19 protein-coding genes are annotated in these 21,287 nt (G+C 62.4%); 13 read left to right on the forward strand and 6 right to left on the reverse strand.

Going from position 1 to position 21,287, the window contains the following annotated elements:
* Positions 1–109 precede the first annotated feature (109 nt).
* The 3 genes from ABD819_RS03860 (at position 110) to ABD819_RS03870 (ending at position 1,796) form a co-directional block, all read left to right on the forward strand.
* On the forward strand, positions 110–607 hold the full coding sequence (locus tag ABD819_RS03860; protein ID WP_345121173.1) for a hypothetical protein: 498 nt from the start codon (positions 110–112) through the stop codon (positions 605–607).
* A 304-nt stretch (positions 608–911) separates the two neighbouring features.
* Complete coding sequence (locus ABD819_RS03865) at positions 912–1,439, forward strand: GNAT family N-acetyltransferase (protein WP_345121176.1); 528 nt, start codon at positions 912–914, stop codon at positions 1,437–1,439.
* A gap of 126 nt (positions 1,440–1,565) precedes the next feature.
* Positions 1,566–1,796 carry a CDGSH iron-sulfur domain-containing protein gene (locus tag ABD819_RS03870; protein WP_345121178.1) on the forward strand — a complete coding sequence of 77 codons (231 nt, stop codon included), beginning with the start codon at positions 1,566–1,568 and terminating at the stop codon, positions 1,794–1,796.
* A gap of 144 nt (positions 1,797–1,940) precedes the next feature.
* Here ABD819_RS03870 and ABD819_RS03875 read toward each other — a convergent pair whose 3' ends face one another.
* A complete protein-coding gene (locus ABD819_RS03875) occupies positions 1,941–2,981 on the reverse strand; it encodes a hypothetical protein (protein ID WP_345121180.1) in 1,041 nt (346 codons plus the stop codon).
* An 88-nt stretch (positions 2,982–3,069) separates the two neighbouring features.
* On the reverse strand, positions 3,070–3,324 hold the full coding sequence (locus ABD819_RS03880) for an acyl-CoA-binding protein (protein WP_345121182.1): 255 nt from the start codon (positions 3,322–3,324) through the stop codon (positions 3,070–3,072).
* A 106-nt stretch (positions 3,325–3,430) separates the two neighbouring features.
* On the opposite strand from ABD819_RS03880, the gene ABD819_RS03885 reads away from it, so the two are divergent.
* Complete coding sequence (locus tag ABD819_RS03885) at positions 3,431–4,729, forward strand: amidohydrolase family protein (protein WP_345121185.1); 1,299 nt, start codon at positions 3,431–3,433, stop codon at positions 4,727–4,729.
* Between the two features lie 192 nt (positions 4,730–4,921).
* Here ABD819_RS03885 and ABD819_RS03890 read toward each other — a convergent pair whose 3' ends face one another.
* Positions 4,922–5,512, reverse strand: coding sequence for a hypothetical protein (locus ABD819_RS03890; protein WP_345121187.1), 591 nt, complete (start codon positions 5,510–5,512; stop codon positions 4,922–4,924).
* A gap of 129 nt (positions 5,513–5,641) precedes the next feature.
* Between ABD819_RS03890 and ABD819_RS03895 the strand changes: the two genes are divergently transcribed.
* Together ABD819_RS03895 and ABD819_RS03900 are read left to right on the forward strand one after the other, a co-directional pair.
* Positions 5,642–6,838 carry a zinc dependent phospholipase C family protein gene (locus ABD819_RS03895; RefSeq protein WP_345121189.1) on the forward strand — a complete coding sequence of 399 codons (1,197 nt, stop codon included), beginning with the start codon at positions 5,642–5,644 and terminating at the stop codon, positions 6,836–6,838.
* Between the two features lie 23 nt (positions 6,839–6,861).
* Positions 6,862–7,602, forward strand: coding sequence for a peptidylprolyl isomerase (locus ABD819_RS03900; protein ID WP_345121191.1), 741 nt, complete (start codon positions 6,862–6,864; stop codon positions 7,600–7,602).
* 232 nt (positions 7,603–7,834) lie between these two features.
* On the opposite strand, the gene ABD819_RS03905 is transcribed toward ABD819_RS03900, so the two are convergent.
* A complete protein-coding gene (locus ABD819_RS03905; protein ID WP_345121193.1) occupies positions 7,835–9,931 on the reverse strand; it encodes a M13 family metallopeptidase in 2,097 nt (698 codons plus the stop codon).
* 167 nt (positions 9,932–10,098) lie between these two features.
* Entirely contained in the window at positions 10,099–12,171 is a 2,073-nt protein-coding gene (locus ABD819_RS03910) for a M13 family metallopeptidase (RefSeq protein ID WP_345121195.1), read from the reverse strand.
* A gap of 294 nt (positions 12,172–12,465) precedes the next feature.
* On the opposite strand from ABD819_RS03910, the gene xseA reads away from it, so the two are divergent.
* The 6 genes from xseA to ABD819_RS03940 all read left to right on the forward strand — a co-directional run bounded on the left by xseA (position 12,466) and on the right by ABD819_RS03940 (position 16,789).
* Positions 12,466–13,818, forward strand: coding sequence for an exodeoxyribonuclease VII large subunit (gene xseA, locus ABD819_RS03915; RefSeq protein WP_345121197.1), 1,353 nt, complete (start codon positions 12,466–12,468; stop codon positions 13,816–13,818).
* 16 nt (positions 13,819–13,834) lie between these two features.
* Positions 13,835–14,119, forward strand: a complete 285-nt coding sequence (gene xseB, locus ABD819_RS03920; RefSeq protein ID WP_345121199.1) for an exodeoxyribonuclease VII small subunit — start codon at positions 13,835–13,837, stop codon at positions 14,117–14,119.
* 100 nt (positions 14,120–14,219) lie between these two features.
* Positions 14,220–14,576 (forward strand): hypothetical protein, encoded by a 357-nt coding sequence (locus ABD819_RS03925; protein ID WP_345121201.1) that lies wholly within the window; start codon positions 14,220–14,222, stop codon positions 14,574–14,576.
* 79 nt (positions 14,577–14,655) lie between these two features.
* Positions 14,656–15,330 carry a hypothetical protein gene (locus ABD819_RS03930; RefSeq protein ID WP_345121203.1) on the forward strand — a complete coding sequence of 225 codons (675 nt, stop codon included), beginning with the start codon at positions 14,656–14,658 and terminating at the stop codon, positions 15,328–15,330.
* 245 nt (positions 15,331–15,575) lie between these two features.
* Positions 15,576–16,379 carry a sensor histidine kinase gene (locus tag ABD819_RS03935; protein WP_345121205.1) on the forward strand — a complete coding sequence of 268 codons (804 nt, stop codon included), beginning with the start codon at positions 15,576–15,578 and terminating at the stop codon, positions 16,377–16,379.
* Positions 16,376–16,789 carry a response regulator gene (locus ABD819_RS03940; protein ID WP_345121207.1) on the forward strand — a complete coding sequence of 138 codons (414 nt, stop codon included), beginning with the start codon at positions 16,376–16,378 and terminating at the stop codon, positions 16,787–16,789. The genes ABD819_RS03935 and ABD819_RS03940 overlap by 4 nt, the downstream gene beginning before the upstream one ends.
* Positions 16,790–16,918: 129 nt before the next feature.
* Here the strand turns inward: ABD819_RS03940 and ABD819_RS03945 are convergent, their stop codons facing one another.
* Positions 16,919–19,585 (reverse strand): TonB-dependent receptor, encoded by a 2,667-nt coding sequence (locus ABD819_RS03945; protein WP_345121209.1) that lies wholly within the window; start codon positions 19,583–19,585, stop codon positions 16,919–16,921.
* A 280-nt stretch (positions 19,586–19,865) separates the two neighbouring features.
* Between ABD819_RS03945 and ABD819_RS03950 the strand changes: the two genes are divergently transcribed.
* A complete protein-coding gene (locus ABD819_RS03950; RefSeq protein ID WP_345121211.1) occupies positions 19,866–21,281 on the forward strand; it encodes a hypothetical protein in 1,416 nt (471 codons plus the stop codon).
* Positions 21,282–21,287 lie beyond the last annotated feature (6 nt).

Here is a 21,287-nt window from a genome sequence, read left to right on the forward strand (position 1 = left end):
GAACGAACCCCAAAGGTAGCAGCGCCGTTCGATAGCTAAGCTGGGCCTGATGTTAATCAAGTATAGTATATATTTGAAGCTCGCTGCTTTTTTCCCCCCTCCTTCTACTATGCTTTCCGGCCCACCCACCCAGCGGCTTATCCTCGACGATGCCCAGGGAGCACTCCTGGCTGAGTATTTATTCTATCCGGCCGATGAGCTGCTGTACGTGCGCTGGCACGGGCACCTGACCGGGGCCGAAATAATCCGGGGCGTGGAGCAGGGCAGTAGGTGGCACGAGCAGCTGTCCTATTCCCTCATTCTGAACGACAAGAGCGACACCGGCGGCGACTGGAGCGATGCCCTGCCCTGGCTGGAGTATGAGTGGCTGCCCGCAGCGGTGGTGGCCGGGGTACGGGCTATGGCCTACGTGTTTTCACCCGACCGTGAAAACCGGTTTGCCAGCCAAGAATTTGTGCTGGCCGTGCGACCGCACATTGCCATCGAACTATTCGAAGACCTGGACCTGGCCCTGGCCTGGCTACTGGAGCAGAAGCCCGCCGGGGCCATAACCCACGCGGCCACGCCCCCGAGCACACCGCCACAAGCTAGTCCCGCGACTCCTTAACCTTGCGGGCCCCGCGCAGGGTGTGAAACTCGCCCTGGAATGACCGAATGCGGAGCCGCTCTTCCAGCGGCAGGGCCGGGCCCCGGTGAGCTCGTCCCCACGGCGCGGGCCAGCGGTGGTGCGGGTTTGGGCCTGGCCCGCTAAGCTGAGGCTGGTAAGCAAGAGAAGGAATGAGACGGATTTCATCGTCATTTGGAATTGAGGATGGCGGAAACCGGCCTTGTAACGCACGGAGCTGGCCAGGCGTATCGGAGTGGGTGGCGTGGTTTCAGTTTTTTCGCCCCAATTTCGCGTTTTGCCGCTTATGACTTCTGACGCCCCCACCGCGCCGCCGCGCATTGAGCCCGCCACGCTCCACGACATCCCGACCATTATTCAGCTGGCCGAAGCGACCTGGGAGCCCACCTACCGGTTCATCATCTCGGGCGAGCAGCTGGAGTACATGTACCGGGTTATTTATTCGCCGGCTTCGCTGAAGCGGCAGATTACGGAGGAACACCACTCGTTTCTGCTGGCCTACGTGGCCGGCGAGCCAGCGGGGTTCGCCTCGTTCAGCCCGCTGCCGGCCGGCGACGACGGCGGAACCGGCTTCAAGCTGCACAAGATTTACGTGCTGCCCACCAAGCAGGGCCAGGGCCTGGGCCTCCACCTGATTGAGGCCGTGGAAAACGCCGCCCGCCAGGCCGGCGGCCAGTTTCTGGACCTCAACGTGAACCGCTACAATCCCGCCATTGCCTTCTACGAGCGGCGCGGCTTCGGGCGGCACCGCGAGGTCGACGTGCCCATCGGCCCGTATTTCATGAACGATTACGTCATGCGGAAGGAGCTGTAGCTTTTATAATTAAAAATTGAGAATTAAAAGTTAAAAGTTAATGCCTTTTTTTCTGTATACTCAATTTTGCACCCTGTTAACCAAGCCAATTTTAATTTTTAATTCCTACTTTTTAATTCCCTTCTCATGGCCATCAAACTCACTGTCCTTTCCAACGGCTCGCTCCGCGTAGAGGGCGAAGACATCGAACTAGTTGACGCCGACGGCCAGCCGTATGGTCTCGGCGGCCGCCAGCGCATCAGCATCTGCCGCTGCGGGCTCTCCAAGCAGAAGCCCTTCTGCGACGGCTCGCACAAAGGCCATTTCGAGCACGCCGCCGTGGCGTTCGATTTGCCCGCGCCCAAGCCGGCCGTGTAAGCTGGGTTTTCAGCTTGACAACAGCTCGTCATGCTGAGCAGGGCCGAAGCATCTCTACTGCGTGACTAACTAGGTTTAGCACTGAGGTAAAGATGCTTCGGCTCCGTTCAGCATGACGTTCTTGTTTTACATATTCCACCATCCCTACCCCGCCGCCGGCCGGGCCCCGGCCCCAAGCATCAGCCACAGGTTCTGGCGCACGATGTCGCCCATCGAGTCGCATTTGTCGAAGGCGGTGGTGTGGTGGTAGCGGTTGAGTTCGGCCTTGAGTTGGGCCACCTTTTCGGGCGGGGCCAGCTCGTGCTGGCGCATCACCTCTAGCAGGTCGCGTAGGCGGTGGCGCTCGGCGCGGGCGCGGCGGGCCATCAGGGCGCGCTCCTCGGTTTGGTACTGGCGCAGGGTTTCGGGTTTCAGCAGGCGGGCGCACAGCTCCACCACGGCCGCGTTATCCTTGAAAAACTGCGGCAGGTACATGGCCCGGCGGCCCTCGTAGCTCTGCTGGTCGAAATCGATGGCGCGCACCCGGTACTGCTCGTCCTCAAAGTCAGGCGTTACGTCGATGACGTAGTTGTAGGCCCGCATGTCGCCTAGCAGCCGGACGAAGCAGCGCTCGTTGAACTTCACAAACTCCTTGGCGATACGCACCTGGTTGATGTGCGGCTGGCTCAGGCGCAGGCGGATAAAATCATCGCCCGGAATGCCCGCGATGTGCTCCTCCACGAGCGTGTCGCCGCTCACCAGGAAGTTCATGGAATTGGGCGACAGCAGGTGCTCCAGCTCCAGCCCGTAGAGGCGCGAGGCATCGGCACGCTTCACGTAGAAGTAGTCGTAGTTGTCGTTGAACTGATTGACGATACGCACCCGAAACGGGTTGGAATTACCAAACTGACAGTAATCGATGCGGTCGGCCACGAGGTGCTCGGTGAAGCTCAGGTCGCCGGCCGTTTTCAGCAGCGCATACACTTCCGTCAGCCCCTGACTGAGCTCGCGTAGTGCCTGGGGCTCGAAAAACACCGTCTGCCACAGCGTATCGTGCCCCGTGCGGTCCAGCAGCGGGAACGAGCTGCTGAAGAACTTCAGGTCGGTGTAGCTGACAGGCAGCGGGGCCTCCCGGTCGTAGGCGCGCAGGTACTGCCGCAGCTCGGGCGTGATGGGATAAGGCGGCTTTTTGCGGGAGATATCCATGAGGCAATGGGTGAAGGAGTGAATGAGCGAATGAGTGAATCAATGGGCATCATTCACCCATTCGCTCATTCACCCATTCACCCATTGATTACCCTGCCAGCTCGCTCACCAGCTCCACGTATTGCTGGCGGGCGGCTTCCTGGCTGGTGCCTTTCAGGCCGCTCCAGGCATCGTACTTGGCAATGGCTTTGAAGTCGAAGCCACCGGGGCGGTCGCCGGTTACGTCGCCGTCGGTGGCCTGCTTGTAGAGGGCGTAGAGCTGCAACAGCACCATGTTGGAGGGCTTGGTGGGCAGCTGCTGGGCGCGCTGGCTGGCAGCTTCAAAATCTTCCTGGGTCGTCATGTGGTGAGGTATGAAATGGTGAAGTAGTGAGTCTGACGTTTTAATGGCGCAATTTGCGCATAATACAACGTTAAACTCACCATCTCACACCTCACCATCTCACCGTATGACGCGCAAATCTATTCACGCACTGGCCACGGCCGCTTTGCTGCTAACCGCTCCGGCTGCTTTCGCCCAAAAAACCTACCTGCACTGCGGCCGCCTGCTCGACGTGCGCAGCGGCAAGCTCCTCACCCAGCAGACTATTGTCGTAGAAAAAGACCGCATCACGGCCGTGCAAAGCGGCTACACGGCCGCCGCCGGCCCGCAGGACAAGGTTATCAACCTGGAAAACCGCACCGTGCTGCCCGGCCTCATCGACTGCCATGTGCACCTGGAATCGAGTCCCAGCCGCAACAGCTTCCGCGAAGGCTTCATGCTGAACCCGGCCGACGTGGCTTTCCGCGCCCAAGGCAACGCCCTCACCACGTTGCGGGCTGGCTTCACCACGGTGCGCGACTGCGGCGGCTCGGGCGTGAACACCAGCCTGCGGGGGGCCGTGGAGCGCGGCCTGGTGCCGGGGCCGCGCATTGTGTCGGCGGGCATGGCCATCTCGGCCACCGGCGGCCACATGGACGATACCGACGGCCTCAACGAGGACCAGATAACCAAAGCCGGCCACCCCATCAACCTAGCCAACGGCCCCGACCAGTGCCGGCAGGCCGTGCGCGAGCAGTTCAAGCGCGGGGCCGACCTCATCAAAATTGCCAGCACCGGCGGCGTGCTCGACCTGAGCAAGGACGGCACCGGAGCCCAGTACAGCGAAGAGGAAATCCGCGCCATCGTGGAAACGGCCAGGGATTTGGGCATGCGCGTGGCCTGCCACGCCCACGGCGCGGAGGGTATCAAACGAGCCATCCGGGCGGGCGTGACCAGCATGGAACACAGCTCGCTGATGGACGAGGAGGCCATTAAGCTGATGGCGAAAACCCGCACCTGGTACGTGCCCACGCTCATCGCCGGCAAGTCGGTGGCCGATACGGCCCGGCTGCGACCCGACTACTTCCCGCCCGTTATCGCGGCCAAGGCCCTGAGCGTGGGCACCAAAATGCAGGGTACTTTCTCGCGCGCCATCAAGGGCGGGGTGCGCGTGGCGTTTGGCACCGATGCCGGCGTGTTCCGCCACGGCCAGAACGCCCGCGAGTTCGGCTACATGACCGAAGCCGGCATGACGCCGCTCGACGCCATCCGCACGGCCACTCTCAACGCGGCCGAGCTGCTGGGCGAAACCACCGATTTGGGCGCCATCGAAGCCGGCAAGTACGCCGACATCGTGGCCCTCGACGGCGACCCGCTGAAAGACATTTCGGCCCTCATGCGCCCCACCTTTGTGATGAAGGCCGGCGTGGCCTACCGACAGGAGTAGCGGGCCGGAGCTGACGTTTGTAATTAAAAATGAAGAATTAAAAATGAAGCTGTTTAGAAATTAGCCGAAACGGCGTAGAGACCCATACTTGCGTCTCTGCATCAACCGGATAAATCAAAAAAGTCTCGCTTTTAATTTTTAATTCTTCATTTTTAATTGCCTTAAAAACGGTATACTGACCCTGAAATCCCTCTACCGGACCGTGCTTTCGCGGTACAGCTTGGTCACCAGATACAGGCCGGCTTTGCTGTCGTAGTCGCTCAGCCCATCGTAGAATTTCAGCTTATCGAGGGCCGCCGCGAAGCCCGGGTTGCTGGCCGCGTACTGCTCGCGCAGGTAGGCCGTGGTGAGCGGAAAAATGAGGCCCGTGAGGCCCACGCTGAAAAAATATTGCGTGGCGGCGAGCCCGCGCCCGCCGTAGCGGGCCGAGCCGGAGGTACCCACGTTGCGGGCGCTGGTGTACAGGCACAGCGTATCGGCGTGTTCCAGCCGGAACTCGTCGCCCCGGAAGATTCTCGTGGTGCGGCCCTTGTCCGAAACCACGCCCCAGACGCTGTCGGGGGCAATGCGCACCTTTTGGCTGGAGGGGCCGCGGGGCACTACCACGACCACCTGGCCGCGCTTGTCGGGGAAAAAAGCGTTGGAGCCGGCGGGTTGCGGCTGGTGCCGGCGGTAGGCTGCCGCCGAGCGGTACGCCCCCGGCTGATGGGTAGAAACCTGGGCCACGGCCGGGCCGGCTACCAGCGCCAGCAATGCCAAAAGCGAGTTGCGGAAAAGATTCATAGCGAATGCGGAATAGCCAAAGGTACGGCCCGGCCGGGGCGGGGTTTGGGCCGGGCGGGCCGCATGTGCCAGCCATTGCCGAACTTTGGGCAGGGCAAGGCATCCCAGCCCGTCAAATTTGTTCTTTCCATGAAAAAAATCCTCCTGCCGCTGCTGCTCGCGGCCCTGATACTTGCCCATGGCACTGCCGGGGCTTGGGGCTTTTTTGGCCATCGCACCATCACGCAGGTAGCGGTGTACGAGCTGCCGGCCGCCATGCAGGCTTTTTACTACCGGCACATGGCCGAAGTGGTGCGCCTGAGCACGGCCCCCGACGAGCGCCGCAACTCCGACCCCACCGAAGCGCCCAAGCATTTCATCGACATCGACCACTACTCGGAGGAAGACCCCTTCGGCAAAGTGCCCCGGCAATACGACAAGGCGGTGGAGAAATTCTCGGCCGACACCCTCAAGAAGTACGGCACCGTGCCGTGGGTGATTATGGAAACGAAAGCAAGCCTCACCGAAGCCTTTCGGCAGCGCGACACGGTGGGCATAGTCAAGTACTCGGCCGAGCTGAGCCATTACGTGGGCGACGCTTTCGTGCCGCTGCACACCACCATCAACTACGACGGCCAGCTCACCGACCAGAAGGGCCTGCACAGCCTCTGGGAAAGCCAGCTGCCCGAGCGCTACATCACCGAGTATAAGCTGGACGGCGAGCCCGCCAAATACCTAAAAGACCCGCTGGCGGCCGTGTGGACGGTGGTGCAGCAGAGCTACGGCTTCCTGGGCGAGACCTTCGACCGGGCCAGCAAGATTGAGAAAGTGATGAAGCCCGACGTGCGCTACACCTTCTCGCACAAATACGGCAAAACCTCGCGCCGCTACTCCGATGCCTTCGCCGATGCTTATAATAAGAGTGTGGGCGGCATGGTCGACTACCGCCTCAAGGGCGCGCCCACGCTGGTGTCGTCGCTTTGGCTCACGGCCTGGCAGGACGCCGGCAAACCCGACCTGAGTACCATGATGACCCCGGCCAAAGCCACGAAAGAGGAGAAGGAAAAGCTCAGCACCGAGCTGGTGGCCTGGAAGAAGAACACCCTGGCCCAGGACCAGCTTTTGCTGGCCCAGCAGAAAGCCAAAAAAGTGGAGGTCGTTGACGAGATTAAGTCGGCCAAGGACATGGCCGATGCGCCCGATGCCCCCGCCGAGCCCGCCGAAGCCCCCGCCGCGCCTCTCGAAGCGCCCGATTCGGCAATAGCGCCAGCCCCGGACAAAGTGAAGGTGAAAACCAAGAGCAAGGACGGCAACACCGAAAAAACCAAAACCAAAGGACCTAAATAATGGGCCGCCGGCCCTCCCCTGCTATGGCCCTCCCCTGCACTGCCGGGCGGTGGCTGCTTGGCCTGGCGCTGCTGGCCGGCTGCAACCAGGCTCCGCCCGCCACCGCGCCGCCTACAGTAGCCGCTGCCGTGCCCGGCCCCGACCTGGCCACCCTCACCGACAGCGCGGCCCCGGCCGCGCTGCTCGCCTACGGCCGCCAATATCCCGGCTCGGAGATACTGGTGCGCACGCGGCTAGGCAACATCCGGGTGAGGCTGTATGACGATACGCCCATTCACAAGGCCAACTTTCTACTGCTGGCCCGCAAAGGCGTGTTCGACGAAACGATGTTCAACCGCGTGGTGAAGGACTTTGCCGTGCAGGGCGGCCAGACCTACGCGGCCCGCACCATCCGGCTGAAGCGCTACCGCCTGCCGCCCGAGTTTCGGGCCGGGCACTTTCACCACAAAGGGGCGCTGGGCATGGCCCGCTACGACGACGAGCAGAACCCCGGCCGCCTGTCGTCGAACACTGATTTCTACTTCGTGGTGGGCGAAAAGCTGGCCCCCAACCAATCGCAGGCCATGGCCGGCCGTCGCCTCACCCCGGCCCAAACCAAGGCCTACGCCACCGTGGGCGGCGTGCCCTCGCTCGATGGCCAGTACACGGTTTTCGGCGAAGTCGTGGAAGGGCAGGATGTCGTCGATAAAATCGCCAACGAGCCCGTGGAGTCGGATAAATGGCCGGTGAAGGACATCCCCATCAAGGTAGAAGTGGTGCGGTAACCAGAACTCAGAGGCTGAACGTCATGCCGAGCGCAGCCGAGGCATCTCGCGTGCAGTAGCACTCCAATCGTATGAGTCACTGTTGCATGCGAGATGCCTCGGCTGCGCTCGGCATGACGTTATAATGCCTTCAAAACGCAAAAAAGGCCCGCCTCCAGGGGAAGCGGACCTTCTTCTATCGGGCGGGCAAATGGGTTCGCACGTCTGATTCAGCTAACTCCAAGCAAACAGCTTACCAAATTTTGGCGCGGTCGGCGGAAGAACGCACCATTTTGTCGCCTTCCTTGCAGCTAAAGGCCTTGTGGAACTCCGGCATGTTCTGCAGCGGGCCGATGGTGCGGTACTGGCCGGGCGAGTGCGGGTCGGTCTGGATGAGCTGGCGCATGGCCTCGGGGCGCTGGTTGATGCGCCAGATTTGGGCAAAGTTCAGGAAGAAGCGCTGCTCGGGCGTGAAGCCATCGATGGACTTGCCGGCCTTGGCCTGCGGGGTTTTCATGAACGCGGCGTAGGCAATGGTGAGGCCCCCGAGGTCGGCCAGGTTCTCGCCCATCGTCAGTTTGCCGTTCACGTGTACCGAGTCCATCGGCGAGAAAGCGTCGAACTGCTTGCCCACCACGTCGGCTTTGGCCATGAACTTCTCGCCGTCTTCTTTGGTCCACCAGTCGCGCAGGTTGCCCTGCGAGTCCACCTTGCGGCCCTGGTCGTCGAAGCCGTGGGTCATTTCGTGGCCAATCACGGCCCCGATGCCGCCGTAGTTCACCGCGTCATCGGCCTTGGGGTCGTAGAAGGGGGCCTGCAGAATGCCGGCCGGAAACACAATCTCATTCAGGCTGGGGCTGTAGTAGGCGTTCACCGTGGGCGGGGTCATGCCCCACACGCTGCGGTCCACGGGCTGGCCAAACTTGCTGAGGTTGTCCTGGGTGCCCCACTCGGCGGCGGCAAACAGGTTGTTCAGGGCGCTTTCGCGGCTCACGCTCAGCTTCGAATAGTCCTTCCACTTGTCGGGGTAGCCAATTTTCACCACGAAGGCGTTGAGCTTTTTCAGGGCCTCGGCCTTGGTGGCCGCGCTCATCCAATCAGTAGCCATGATGCGCTCGGCGTAGGCCACGCGCAGGTTTTCGACCAGCTGCTTGGCCCGGGCTTTGGCCGCGGGGCTGAAGTCTTCATCCACGTAAATCTGGCCGAAGGCCTCGCCCAGCGAGCCATCGGTGGCGGCAAAGGCCCGGCGCCAGCGCGGCTGCGGCTGCTTGGCCCCCGACAATACCTGCGTAAAGCGGAATTCTTCGTCAACATAGGCTTTGGGCAGGGCCGCCACCACCGACTCCACCAGGTGCCAGCGCAGGTACTGCTTCTGGTCGGCCACGGGCTCCTCTTTCAGCATGGCACTGGCCTCTTTCAGGTAGTCGGGCTGGCCCACGATGATTTCCTTGGCTCCGGACAGGCCACTTTCCTTGAGGCGCAGCGGGAGGTTCAGGTTGGGGTAGTCGGCCACGGCTTTGTCCACCGTCATCTTGTTGTAGTTGCTTTCGCGGTCGCGCAGGGCCACCGGGTCGCGGCTGGCTTTGGCCATGCGGGTTTCGAGGCGCGTCACGGCATCGGCGTTCTTTTCGGCCATGGCCTGGTCGTCGCCCAGCAGCTTAAACAGGTTGATTTGGTAGGTGCGATACGCGGCCCGGATGGTTTTGGAGCGCGCATCTTCTTTGAGGTAGAAGTCGCGGTTGGGCAGGGTCAGGCCGCCCTGGCGCAGCTGCACGGCATACACGCTGCTGTTCTTGGCGTCCTGGCCCACGCCAAAGCCGTACCAGCCCTTGCCGATGTTCTTCGGGTTGGCCAGGTAGGCCTGCACGCCGGCCACATCCTGAATGGCGCTGATTTGGCTGAGCCGGGGCTGCAGGTACTTCAGGCCCGCTTTTTCCACGGCCACGCTGTCCATGGCGGCGGCGTAGAAGTCGCCCACTTTCTGCATGTTCGAGCCCGGCTTGGCCGTGCGGTCGGCAGCGGCTTTTTCCAGAATGCGCCGGGCCACGCTGCGGTTGCGGTCGCGCAGCTGGTTGAAGGAGCCCCAGCCCGTTTCGGAGGCCGGAATCGGGTTGTTTTTCATCCAGTTGCCATTGGCAAACCGGAAAAAGTCATCGCAGGGCGCTACCGAGCGGTCGAGGTTGGCCAGCGTTACGCCGACACCCGACTGCCCCGTTGTGGATACGGTGGTTTTATCCTTGCCCGCGCTGGACTTGGTTTTAATCTTGGTTTGGGCCTGGGCCGCGCCGGCCACCAGCGTCAGCAGCGCCGCCGAAAGGGCGGCCCGCCGCACAAAAGAGTACTGATGCATGGTTGAGTGAAATAGATTGTAGGGGGAATGTTAAAAAGCAGGAACGTCATGCTGAGCGGAGTCGAAGCATCTCTACCGCAGTAGTAAATGAATTACTTACCCGTAGAGATGCTTCGGCTTCGCTCAGCATGACGTTCCTTCTTTAATCGTTCAATCGTTCTGGCAACCTACCAGATTTTGGAACGGTCGGCGGCGGCGCGCATCATGGTGTTACCATCCTGGCAGCCAAAGGCTTTGTAGAACTCGGGCATGTTCATCAGCGGGCCGTTGGTACGGAACTGGGCCGGCGAGTGCGGGTCGGTCTGCACCTGCTGGCGCAGGTACTCGGGCCGGGCGTTGGTGCGCCAGATTTGGGCGTAAGCCAGGAAGAAGCGCTGCTCGGGCGAGAAGCCGTCGATTTTGGCCTGGGCCTTGGCCTGCGGGGTTTTCTCAAACGCCTGGTAGGCGATGGTGAGGCCCCCGAGGTCGGCCAAATTTTCGCCCATGGTCAGCTTGCCGTTCACGTGCACCGAGTCCAGCGGCATGAAGGCATCGTACTGCTTGCCCACGAGGGCGGCTTTGGCGTTGAACTTATCGGCATCCTCCTTGGTCCACCAGTCCTTCAGGTTGCCCTGCGAGTCGTACTGGCGGCCCTGGTCGTCGAAGCCATGGGTCATTTCGTGGCCAATCACGGCCCCGATGCCGCCGTAGTTCACCGCGTCGTCGGCCTTGGGGTCGTAGAACGGGGGCTGTAGAATGCCGGCCGGGAACACAATCTCGTTCATCGGCGGGTTGTAGTAGGCATTCACCGTGGGCGGGGTCATTCCCCACTCATTGCGGTCAATCGGCTTGCCGAAGTGGTTGATTTCCTCCTTATTGGCCCACACGCGGGCGGCCAGCAGGTTGTTCAGGTAGCTCTCCCGCGAGATGTTCAGCGTCGAGTAGTTCTTCCACTTATCGGGGTAGCCGATTTTCACCACGAAGGCATTCAGCTTTTTGAGGGCTTCCTTTTTAGTGGCCGCGCTCATCCAATCGGTGGCCTGAATGCGCTCGCCGTAAGCCACGCGCAGGTTCTCAATCATTTGCTTGGCGCGGGTCTTGGCCGCGGGCGAGAAAGCCTTGTCCACGTAGAGCTGGCCGAACGCCTCGCCCAGGGCGCGGTCGGTCGCGCCCAGCGTGCGCTTCCAGCGGGGCTGCTGCTTCTTGGCACCGCTCAGGGTCTGCGAGAAGCGGAAGGCTTCGTCGCCGTAGGCCTTGGGCAGGGCGGCCGTCACGCTGCTCACCAGGTGAAAGCGCAGGTACTGCTTCTGGTCGGCAATGGGCTCGTCCTTAAGCATGGCGCTCACTTCTTTCAGGAAATCGGGCTGGCCTACAATTACCTCTTTAGCTGCGCCCAAGCCACTTTCCTTCAGCATGAGGGGCAGCGCCAGGTTGGGGTAAGCGGCGCTGGCCTCGGCCAGCGTCATTTTGTTGTAGTTGGCGTAGGGGTCGCGCAGGTCCACGCGGGCCTTGCTGGCTTTGGCCAGGCGCGTTTCGATGCGCTGCACGATGGCGGCGTTGGTGCGCGCTACCGATTCGGCATCGCCGAGCATCTTGAAGGTGTTCACCAGGTACGTATCGTAGGCCGTGCGAATGGCTTTCGAGCGGGCGTCGTCCTTCAGGTAGTAGTCGCGGTCGGGCAGCGAGAGGCCGCCCTGGCCCATCTGGACAGTATACTGGGTGCTGATTTTTTCATCCTGGCCCACGTACATGCCGTACCACACGCTGCCGGCTTGTGCTTTGGGGTCAGCCATGAAGCGCTGCATCTCGCCCAGGTCCTTGATGGCCGCGATGCGGTTCAGGTGCGGCTGCAGGTACTTGAGGCCGGCGGTTTCGATAGCGGCCGAGTCCATGGCCGAGGCGTAGAAGTCGCCTACTTTCTGCATATTCGAGCCTTTGGGGGCCTTGGCGGCATTCCTGGCGGCGTCGTTGAGGATGGCCCGCAGGGTGGCGTTGTTGTGGTCGGCCAGCTCGTTGAACGAGCCCCAGCGCGATTCCGCGGCCGGAATCGGGTTGTTTTTGAGCCAGTTGCCCGAGGCGTAGTGGAAGAAGTCTTCGCAGGGCTTCACCGAGGGGTCGATGTTGGCAATGTTAATACCCACGCCTTTCTGGGGCGGCGTTGGGGCGGGCTTGTCGGGCGGGCCGGCCGCTACCGTAGCAGCCAGGCTGCCCAGGCCGAGTACGGCCAGGCTAAGCTGCCGCGCAATTGAAGTTGAAAACATGAAGCGAATGTTGGGTTGGGAAATGATGCCGTGAAGTTACAGACACCCGGTCTTAATTCCGGTTGCACCGATGGTGAGGGCATGAGGGTAAGAGGGTAGGGGGTATTTAGGGCAGGAGGGTGTGCGGGTAGGAGGGTAAGAGGGTAAGAGGGTATAATCGATTAAGTGCCTCCTACCCGCACACCCTCCTACCCTCCTACCCTCCTACCCTAAAAACCCTCCCACCCCCCTACCCTCCTACCCTCCTACCCTAAAAACCCTCCCACCCTCCCGCTTCCCTTGTAACTTGCGCCCATGCCGCTCTACAACCGCCGCCCCGAGCTTCAGCCCCCTCCTGCCCCGGCTCCCCTGGGCCTGGCCGCGCTGCTGGGCTACGTGCGCCAGGCCCTGACCCAGCAACTGGCCGATTCCTACTGGGTGGTGGCCGAAGTGGCTGAGCTCACCGTGCCGCGCTTTGCCAATGCGCACTGCTACCTCACCCTCACCGAACAAACCATTGACCCGCGCGGCACGCCCCTCAAGGCCCAGGCCCGCGCCACGCTCTGGAGCCAGCGCTACCAGCAGCTGGCTCCCGCCTTTGAGCGCGCCACCGGCCAGCCGCTGCGCCCCGGCCTCAAGCTGCTACTGCGGGTGCAGGTGCGCTTCCATGAGCAGTATGGGCTGAGCCTCGACGTAGTGGCCATCGACCCCAGCTATACCGTGGGGGAGCTGGCTTTGCTGCGGCTGAAAACCCTGCGCCTGCTGGAAGAAAAGGGCCTGCTGGAGCGGCAGAAGCAGTTGGCTCTGCCGCTGGCTCCGCAGCGGCTGGCAGTTATTTCCTCGCCCACGGCGGCGGGCTTTCAGGACTTTGTGCAGCAATTGCAGGAAGCTCCGTATGATTTTGCCCTCACCTTGTTTCCGGCCACCATGCAGGGCGACGAGGCCCCGGCCAGCATTCGGGCGGCGCTGGACGGCGTACGCGCCCGGCGCGGGCAGTTCGATGTAGTCGTTATTATCCGGGGTGGCGGCAGCCGGACCGACCTGCTGGCGTTTGATGAATACGGCCTGGCAGCGGCCGTGGGGGCTTTTCCGCTGCCCGTACTCACCGGCATTGGCCACGAGCGCGACGAAGCCGTGGTGGACCTCACGGCCCACCGCGCCCTGAAAACGCCCACCGCCGTGGCCGCTTTCCTGGTTGACCGCCTGGCCCGCCTCGAAGCGGCCATTCTCGGTCTGGGTTCGGAAATAACGGCCCTGGCCCGCCGCCAGCTGCACCAGCAGCACACCCGCCTCGACCAGCTGAGCGGCCGGGGCCGCTACGCCGCCCACCGCCAGCTCGATGCCGCCCGCACGGCCCTGCACGCCCGCGCCCGCCAGGCCACCCAGCCCCCGCGTGAGCAATTGCGGCAGCTGGCCCAGAACCTGCTGCGGTTCCGGCACCAGCTGCCCCGGGCGGCGCGGCGGGCCCTGGCCCACGAGCAGCGCGGCCTGCGCCAGCGCGGCCGGGTGCTGCTCAAGCGCTTTGCCCGCCACCACCAGCGCCGCCGCGAAGACGTGCTGCGCCGCCGTTTTCAGCTGCAGCTGGCCCTGGAGCGCCACCTGCACCGCCACGAGCTGCGCCTGGCTCAGCTAGCAGTCAATAACAAGCCATTCACCACTAACCGTTAATCATTAATCACTACATATGACTTACCGTGAAGCCATTGAGGAACTGGAAACTATTCTTCGGGCCTTGGAAACTGATGCCGTGGACGTGGACGACCTCACCGCGCGCGTCGAACGCTCGGCCGAGCTGATTCGCCTCTGCCGCCACAAGCTGCGCCACGCCGAAGCGTCACTCGACCGCGTGTTTGACACGCTGGATGAGGAGGACGAAGCCGACGAGGAAATAGAAGAAGCGGAGGAGAACGAGGAAGACGATGCCAGCGCGCACGACAACCTGCCCGGTGGGGCCGGCCGGGCCTGGTAATTATTTTTTTGGCGAATGCCAGTCTTGCTTTTGTTTGTCTATATTTGACGCATCAATCCTACATAATCTTACTTTTTTCAAACTTTTTTCTGCATCACTGATGCCATTTAACGGAACCGAAGGCAAAGCCATTGAACTGAGCACCGCTGCCCAGTTCACCCAAAACTACCGCGAGGCAAACCCTGACCCAGGCACTATTTTAGGCTGCTTTTTGGGCAAAAATATTCTCAACCAGCTTCTTGGGCAGTCTGGCTGCGAAGGAATTCGCTTCTACTACGGCCTCAACGGGACCACGCCGGAGCTGGTGGCCGTGGGTGCCGACAGCGAAGAGAACGACCAACTGGGCATCGTATCGGGCGTCCAGTGCATTATCGCCGACGAGGGGGTTAAGTGCCCGCCCAACTCCAGCCAAACCAACCCCCTGAATACGACCCCTCAGCAGAACGAGGAGAAATAACACTGCCCACCAGCGCCCTTCATCCCCAACTCATTGTCTCACCATGCTCGCTACTACACTTGTTCAGCTATCGCTAAGTATGATGACTGTTATGCAGTTGAGCATTCTGGTGCCGATGCTGGTAGTGTGGCTGCGCAGGCGAGATTTCCCACCCGCCGTGAAGATTCTGAGCTGGTACGTATACCTGTCCGCTTTCTGCGTTCTGGGCATACGGTTCTTTGCACCCTATGACAATTCGCTGTACCTTATCTATTTTAACGTGGGTAAGATTGCGCTGTTCGCGACCGTGTACTACAAGGCGGTGGAATCAGTCCGGATGCGGCAATTGGTGCTCATCACCGCGCTGGCGGCACTGGCCGTGTGCGTGGGGCTCACGGCCAGTGGTTTTTTTACCCACTCCTTTGATTTGGCCGTAGTCGTGTGCCGGGTGGTACAATCGGCGGTGCTGGCCGCTTTCGCGTTGGTCTACCTCGAACAGATGCTCGGCCACGGCACTACGGCACCGGTTTCACGCGACCCCATTTGGCTGCTGAGCGTGGGCCAGCTGCTGTATTCGGCGGGCACCGTCACGGCCTTCAGCCTTGACTATTTATCGAGAACCCCATACGAACAAGCTCCTAAATCCATGATAGTCGCGGTTGTCGGAACTATTTTCAACGTGTTTCTGACGCTGGCCTTTTTGCGGGCGAAGCCGCTGCCTGCGGTAGCGGCTGACGCGGAAACCCCGTCGGCCAGTCAGCTCGCCCGGGCCTGACCCGGCCCTGGGCGGGCAGTGGGCAGTGGCCGCTTTCCCAGCGGCTGGCCTTTGAGTTGATGCGGGCCGGCTGGGCTGGGGGCCGGGCCTTCTGTTCCGATAGTCATTACCGAAAATTATGTCTGGCCCGACTGGTTTTATAACCGGTCATATGCGTACTTACCGGTGTCATTGGCCCTGGCCTACTTTCAGATTTCTCGCGCTGCCTGCCCACTAGCGGCCTTCATGTGACCAACTTTCTACCCTTGCTACTCCTCACTCCCACCCTGCTCCTGCTTGTGCTTGGGCTGGTGTGGTTTGTGGTGCGCTACCAGCGGGGGCAGCTGCGGCAGCAGCAGGAGCTGGCCCAGATGCAGGAAACGGCGCAGCAGCAAGCCCTGGCCGCCGCCCTGGTAGCCCAGGAAGACGAACGGCAGCGCATCGCGGCCGAGCTGCACGACGGCGTGGGTACCATTCTGGCCCTGGCCAAGCTGCACCTGTATGCGCCCGGCCGCCCGGCCTCGCCCGAGGCCAGCGACCTGATTGACCAGGCCGTGGCCGAGGTGCGGCGCATCTCGCGCAACCTCCAGCCGGCCACGCTCCAGCAGCTGGGCCTGGCCCAGGCGCTGCGAGCTCTGACGCAGGCCGTACCCACCGAAAACGGCCCGGAAGTGCGCCTGGAGCAAGAAGGAGCCCTGAACCGGCTCATCCCGCCGCACGAGCTCATGGTGTACCGCATTGCCCAGGAGCTGCTCACCAACGGCCTGATGCACGCCGAAGCCCGGCACATCGTGCTGCGCGTGACCACCGTACCCGGCCTGCTTACGCTCACTTACTCTGATGACGGGCAGGGCTTTAATGTATCCGCCCTGGAAGAATTGCCGCCGCCCGGGCCCCACGGGCAGCCGGTGGGCATGGGCCTCATCAACCTGCGCAGCCGGGTGGCGGTGCTGGGTGGCCAGCTACATTATCATTCCGAGCCGGGCATGGGCACGCGCGTGGAGGCCGTGCTGCCTGTGACGCTGCTGCCCGCCGGCTCGGCGACCTCTACTTTTTCGCTTAACTCATGACACCCAATCCTACTTCTGCTGCTGTGGCGGTCCCCGTCCGCCTGGCCATCGTCGACGACCATATTCTCTTTCGCAAAGGCCTGCGGGCATTGCTCAGCGGCTACGCGGGCATTGAGGTGGTGTGCGAAGCCAGCAACGGCCAGGAGTTTCTGGAGCTCCTCGACCAGGGCAGCACCCCCAACGTGGTGCTGATGGACATGCAGATGCCTATCCTCGACGGCCTGCAAACCACCCGCCTGCTCCGCACGCAGTTCCCGGGGGTGCGCGTGGTCATCATTTCCATGCACGACGACCCTTCGCTGGTGAGTACCGTGCTGGCCGAGGGCGCCCACAGCTACCTCGTGAAAAACACCTCGCCCGAAGAAATGCGCAGCGCCGTGCTGGCCGCCGCCGCCGCCGGAGCCCGGTAGCGGCGAGGTGTGAGGTGGTGAGGTGGTGAGGTGTTAAATAGTGAGGTGTGAGTTTGATGTTTCGACTGCGCATGTGGCGCGTACAGAACATCAAACTCACACCTCACCATTTCACACCTCACACCTCACCTACAGCGTGGCCGACAGGCCTACCGTGAAGGTGCGGCCGCGGTTGAAGAAGGCCTGCAGGCTGGCCACGTCGGTGTTGGAGTTGGCACGGTTCGAGACGTCGGTGAAGTAGAACTCGTTCAGCACGTTCAGGATGGAGCCCTTCACGCCGAAGCGCACCCGGTCCTTGTAGAGGGGCTTGAAATCGTAGCCCATGTGCAGGTCGATGTTGCGCGAGGTAGGCAGGCGGTACGAATCGGTGCTGGCGGCCGGGTCCCGGATGAGGTCGGGGTTGAAGTCGGCGTAGTACTTGGTGAAGAGCAGGAACGACGGGCGGATATAGGCACCACGGAACGGCTCGTAGCGCAGGCCCACCTGAAACTGATTCTGGGCGGCATCGCCCACGTGCACGCCATTGAGGTACACGGGCTGGTCGAAGCCGCCTTCCACGGGGTTACCTACTTCGTCGGTCTGGTCGAGCAGGCCCTGGCCCGTCCAGCGCCAGTCGCCGAGCGAAATGGCCGCGTTCAACTGCAGGCGGCGGCTGATTTCCTGCGCCACGCTCATTTCGACGCCGGTGTGGCGGGCATTCACGTTGCGCACGTTGCTATACACGGGCTGGCCGGTAGCCGTGGAAGTGGACGTAGTGGTTTTGTTGCTCCACAGCGTGTAGTAGGCATTCAGCATCACTTTCAGGCTGGGGTAGCTGATGCCGTAGCCGATTTCGGCGCTCGTGATGCCTTCGGGTCTCACGTTGCTGTACTTGCGGCCCTGCAGATTGTAGAGCAGGTTGAAGAAGGGCACCTTGCTGTTGTAGCCCACATTGGCGAAAATGTTGTTGTGCTCGGTGAGGTTGTAGTTGGCGCCGGCCTTCAGGCTGTAGCCGGTGAAACGGGTCCATTCCGTTTCCTTCGCATTGCCTTCGGCGTCTCTCAGCTGGAAATAGTCGATGCGCTTGTAGGATACCTGCGACATGGTGGCGCTCACCACGGCCGAGAGCAGCGGGGTCTTGTACTCCAGCTGCGAGTAGCCGCCCAGCCACTGGGTTTTGCCATCGTAATTGTAGCCCAGCTTATCGCCCACGCGAAAGCGGGTGTTAGCTGGCACATTCTTATCACGGGCACCGGTTTGGTCCAAGGCGTAGTCGCCGCCCAGCAGGTCGCGCACCTCGCGGTAGTGCAGGCCGGTGTAGCTGCGGCCATCCACCCCCGCCGACAGCGTGAGCTTGTCGTTGAGCAGGTAGTCGCCGCCCACCACGAAGCCGTACCAGCGGTGGCTGTTCACGGCATTGATGAGGAACTGCGTGGACTGCCGCTGGCCATCGGCCCCCAGAAGGCGGTAGTTGTTGTCGTAAATTTTCTGGAAGTCGGTCTGGCCGCTGGGAGTTTCCAGCGAGTTGGTAGTGGAGGTGCTCAGGGTGCCGCCCAGCAGACTGGAGCCCCCGCCCGTGCCGTAGGAGGCGTAGAGCACCGTGGACACAAACAGCCGGTCGTTCACCTGCCACAGGTCGTTGAGGTTCACCTGGGGCTTATGGTAAAAGTTGGTGCGCTCATTGAGCACTTCTTCGCCCTGGAAAATCTTGTTCTTGTTGGCATCCAGCGTGTAGCGGTTCAGCGTGCCCCAATATGGGTTGTAGGCAAAGCCGCGGTCGCCGTTGGGAATAATTTTGGCTCCAATCTGCCGGGCCTTGTCATTTGAGAAGTAGCCTACTTCCCTCGGGAAGCTGCGCTGGCCGTGGCGCTGGGGCGAGCCCAGGCCCGTGAGCGACAGGTTGTGCTTGCCCAGGCGCTTGCTGATGTTGCCGAAGTACGTCCAGGCATCGTCAAAGGTCTTGTCCACCCAGCCGTCGGAGGTGCGGCGCGAGCCGTAGGCCGTCACGGCCCAGCCGCCTTTCAGCTGGCCCGAGCTCAGCATGAGCGAGTACTTCTGGTAATTGTTCGAGCCGGTTTCGAGCCGGGCCAGCACCGACCTCTTGTCCTCGAAGCCCTTGGTGAGCACGTTGATGGTGCCGCCCACCGCGGGCACGGCAATCTTGGAGGCCGACAGGCCGCGCTGCACCTGCAAGGACTTGGTCACGTCGCCCAGGTCCCAGTTGGACCAGAATACCTGGCCGTTTTCCATGTCGTTCACGGGCACACCGTTGATGAGTACGGCCACGTTGCGCTGGTCGAAGCCGCGTATGCTGATGCGCGAGTCGCCGGTGCCGCCGCCGCCCTGGGTGGCGTACACGCCGGGCGTTTCGTTGAGAATCAGGGGCAGGTCACGGTTCGAGAGGGTTTCGCGCAGCTTCACCTCGCTCACGGCCGCGAAGGCCACGGGGGTTTCACGCTCCTGGGCCTGCGAGGCCACCACCTGCACCTCGTCGAGGCTGGCGTTGTCGGCCGTGAGCGAGAAGGTGGCCACCACGCTCTGGGTCGTGATTTTTACCGTCTGTGTTTTGGGCTTGTAGCCCACAAAGCTGGCCTGCACCGAGTAGGTACCGGCCGGCAGGTTGCCAATTTTGTAGCTGCCGTCGGAATCGGCCCCGCCGCCGGTGCTCTGGCCATTGCCGGTTACCTGCACGGTGGCCCCGGGCAGGGTTTCCCCGGTCACGGCTTCGAGCACGCGCCCGCGGATGGAAAAAGTGTTCTGAGCCAGCGCCGGCAGGGTAAGCAGGACGGCTAAAAGAGCAGTAACGAATTGCTTCATACCTATTAAAATACCACCCGGCACACTCCGGGGACAACAAATATACGGCATCGCCGGGGCTGGCCGTATTACTTGGCAGATAATGGTTTGATGAAGAAATTCACGGGCCGGGGCCGGCCCGAACCCAGCGCCGCTATTGGCCACCGCCTGGCAGCAACGGCCTGGCCCAACTCCGCGACCTGGCAAGCCAAACGTGGGCACGGCACTATATCTTCGGGGGTTGGGCGCACGCCATCCGCCAATCGGCCCGGCAATTCACTCTTTTCCTTTCCTGCTTTGTATGCTTTTTTCGCGGCTTCTTTTTAGTAAATGGCCCCGCCTGCTGCTGGGGCTGCTGTTGGCCGGGGTGGGAGCCGGACGGGCCGCCCAGGCCCAGGTGTACTACCTGGATTTGAGCAAGCAGACCCTGAGCCTGCCCGACCGCACCGTGTACATCGAGCAGGTGCTGGACGGGCGTGCCAAACGCACCGGCATCGGCAGCGTGCATCGGGGCGTAAACAATGCCCTCCAGCAAGCCGACCTGCGCCCCAACGTGCCCCAGGCCCTCACGGCCTGGGTGCAGGCGCAGCTACCACAACGCCCCACCGACCACCCCGTGGTGCTGGTGGTGCGGCAGCTGGCACTGGCCGAAGCAATCAACGCTTTTTCGGAGAAAGCCAGCCTCGATTTGGCAGTGGATGTGTACGCGCACCTGGCCGATGGCTACCACTACGTGCTGAGTGCCGCCGAGCTGGTGGAAGGCAAGGGCCTGGAAACAACGGCCCGCCACCCCGTTAACCTGGCCACGGCGCTGCAGCGCTGCCTGGCCCAGTGCCAGGCCGTGAACTGGGCCCAGCTGCCGCCCCAGCCCGCCCGCACCCTGGCCGAGCTGCAGCAGCTGGGCCACCCCGCCGCCCCGGTTCTGACGTATGCCATCCTCACCGATTCGGTGCGCCCAAAGGGCTACTACCCCACTTTTCTGGCTTTCCGCAACAACCAGCCCGTGACGGAACCGGCCTTGAGCATCGAAACCACCCCGCGCACGGCCAAGGGCTGGGAAGCCACGCGGGAGGTGGTACCCTCGCTGGCGGCCACTGCCACCGCTCCCAAGGAACTGTTGCGCAAAGTCTGGGGCTTTTCGGATGGGCAGCAGCTTTATATATGGTACAGCCGGCATTACCTGCCCCTGACGCGCGACGGCAGCGTGTTCCGTTTCGTGGGCTTTGCCGGGGCCGACCCCGGGGCCGTGGGCACGGCGGGCTACCTGGCCGGGCCGATAGGAGGAGCTATTGCGGCCGCCGCCACCGCGGGCAAGCCCGCCGATTTCACGCTGGATATGGTGACTGGGGCCGTGTCGCCCTTCAGCGAAACCAGCGGGCCCGCCCCCGCCGATACGGCCCTGATTTACGTGTACCGCCGCGCCGGCAGCACACCCACCCCCGTGCGGGTGCTCCTCAACGGCAAGGTGGTGGCGGAGCTCGGCGAGTGGCAGTTCGCCACCATTCCCTGGACGGATAAGCTGCACGAAGTGAGCCTGTGCCTGGAAAATTCCTCCGGGCGATGCGCGTCCTTCATCCCGGCGTTTGGGCGCACGGCGTACGTTGAAATAGCCCGCAACCCGACCGACGCGGCCAAGCCTCCACTGGAACAAGTAGCTGACAAAAAAGGGGTATTCGACTTGCGCGTGATTCATGCCCGCACCAGGTCGGCCGACTAGCGCCGA

The organism is Hymenobacter antarcticus (assembly GCF_039539545.1).
In the GTDB taxonomy this organism is placed as follows: Bacteria; Bacteroidota; Bacteroidia; order Cytophagales; family Hymenobacteraceae; genus Hymenobacter; species Hymenobacter antarcticus.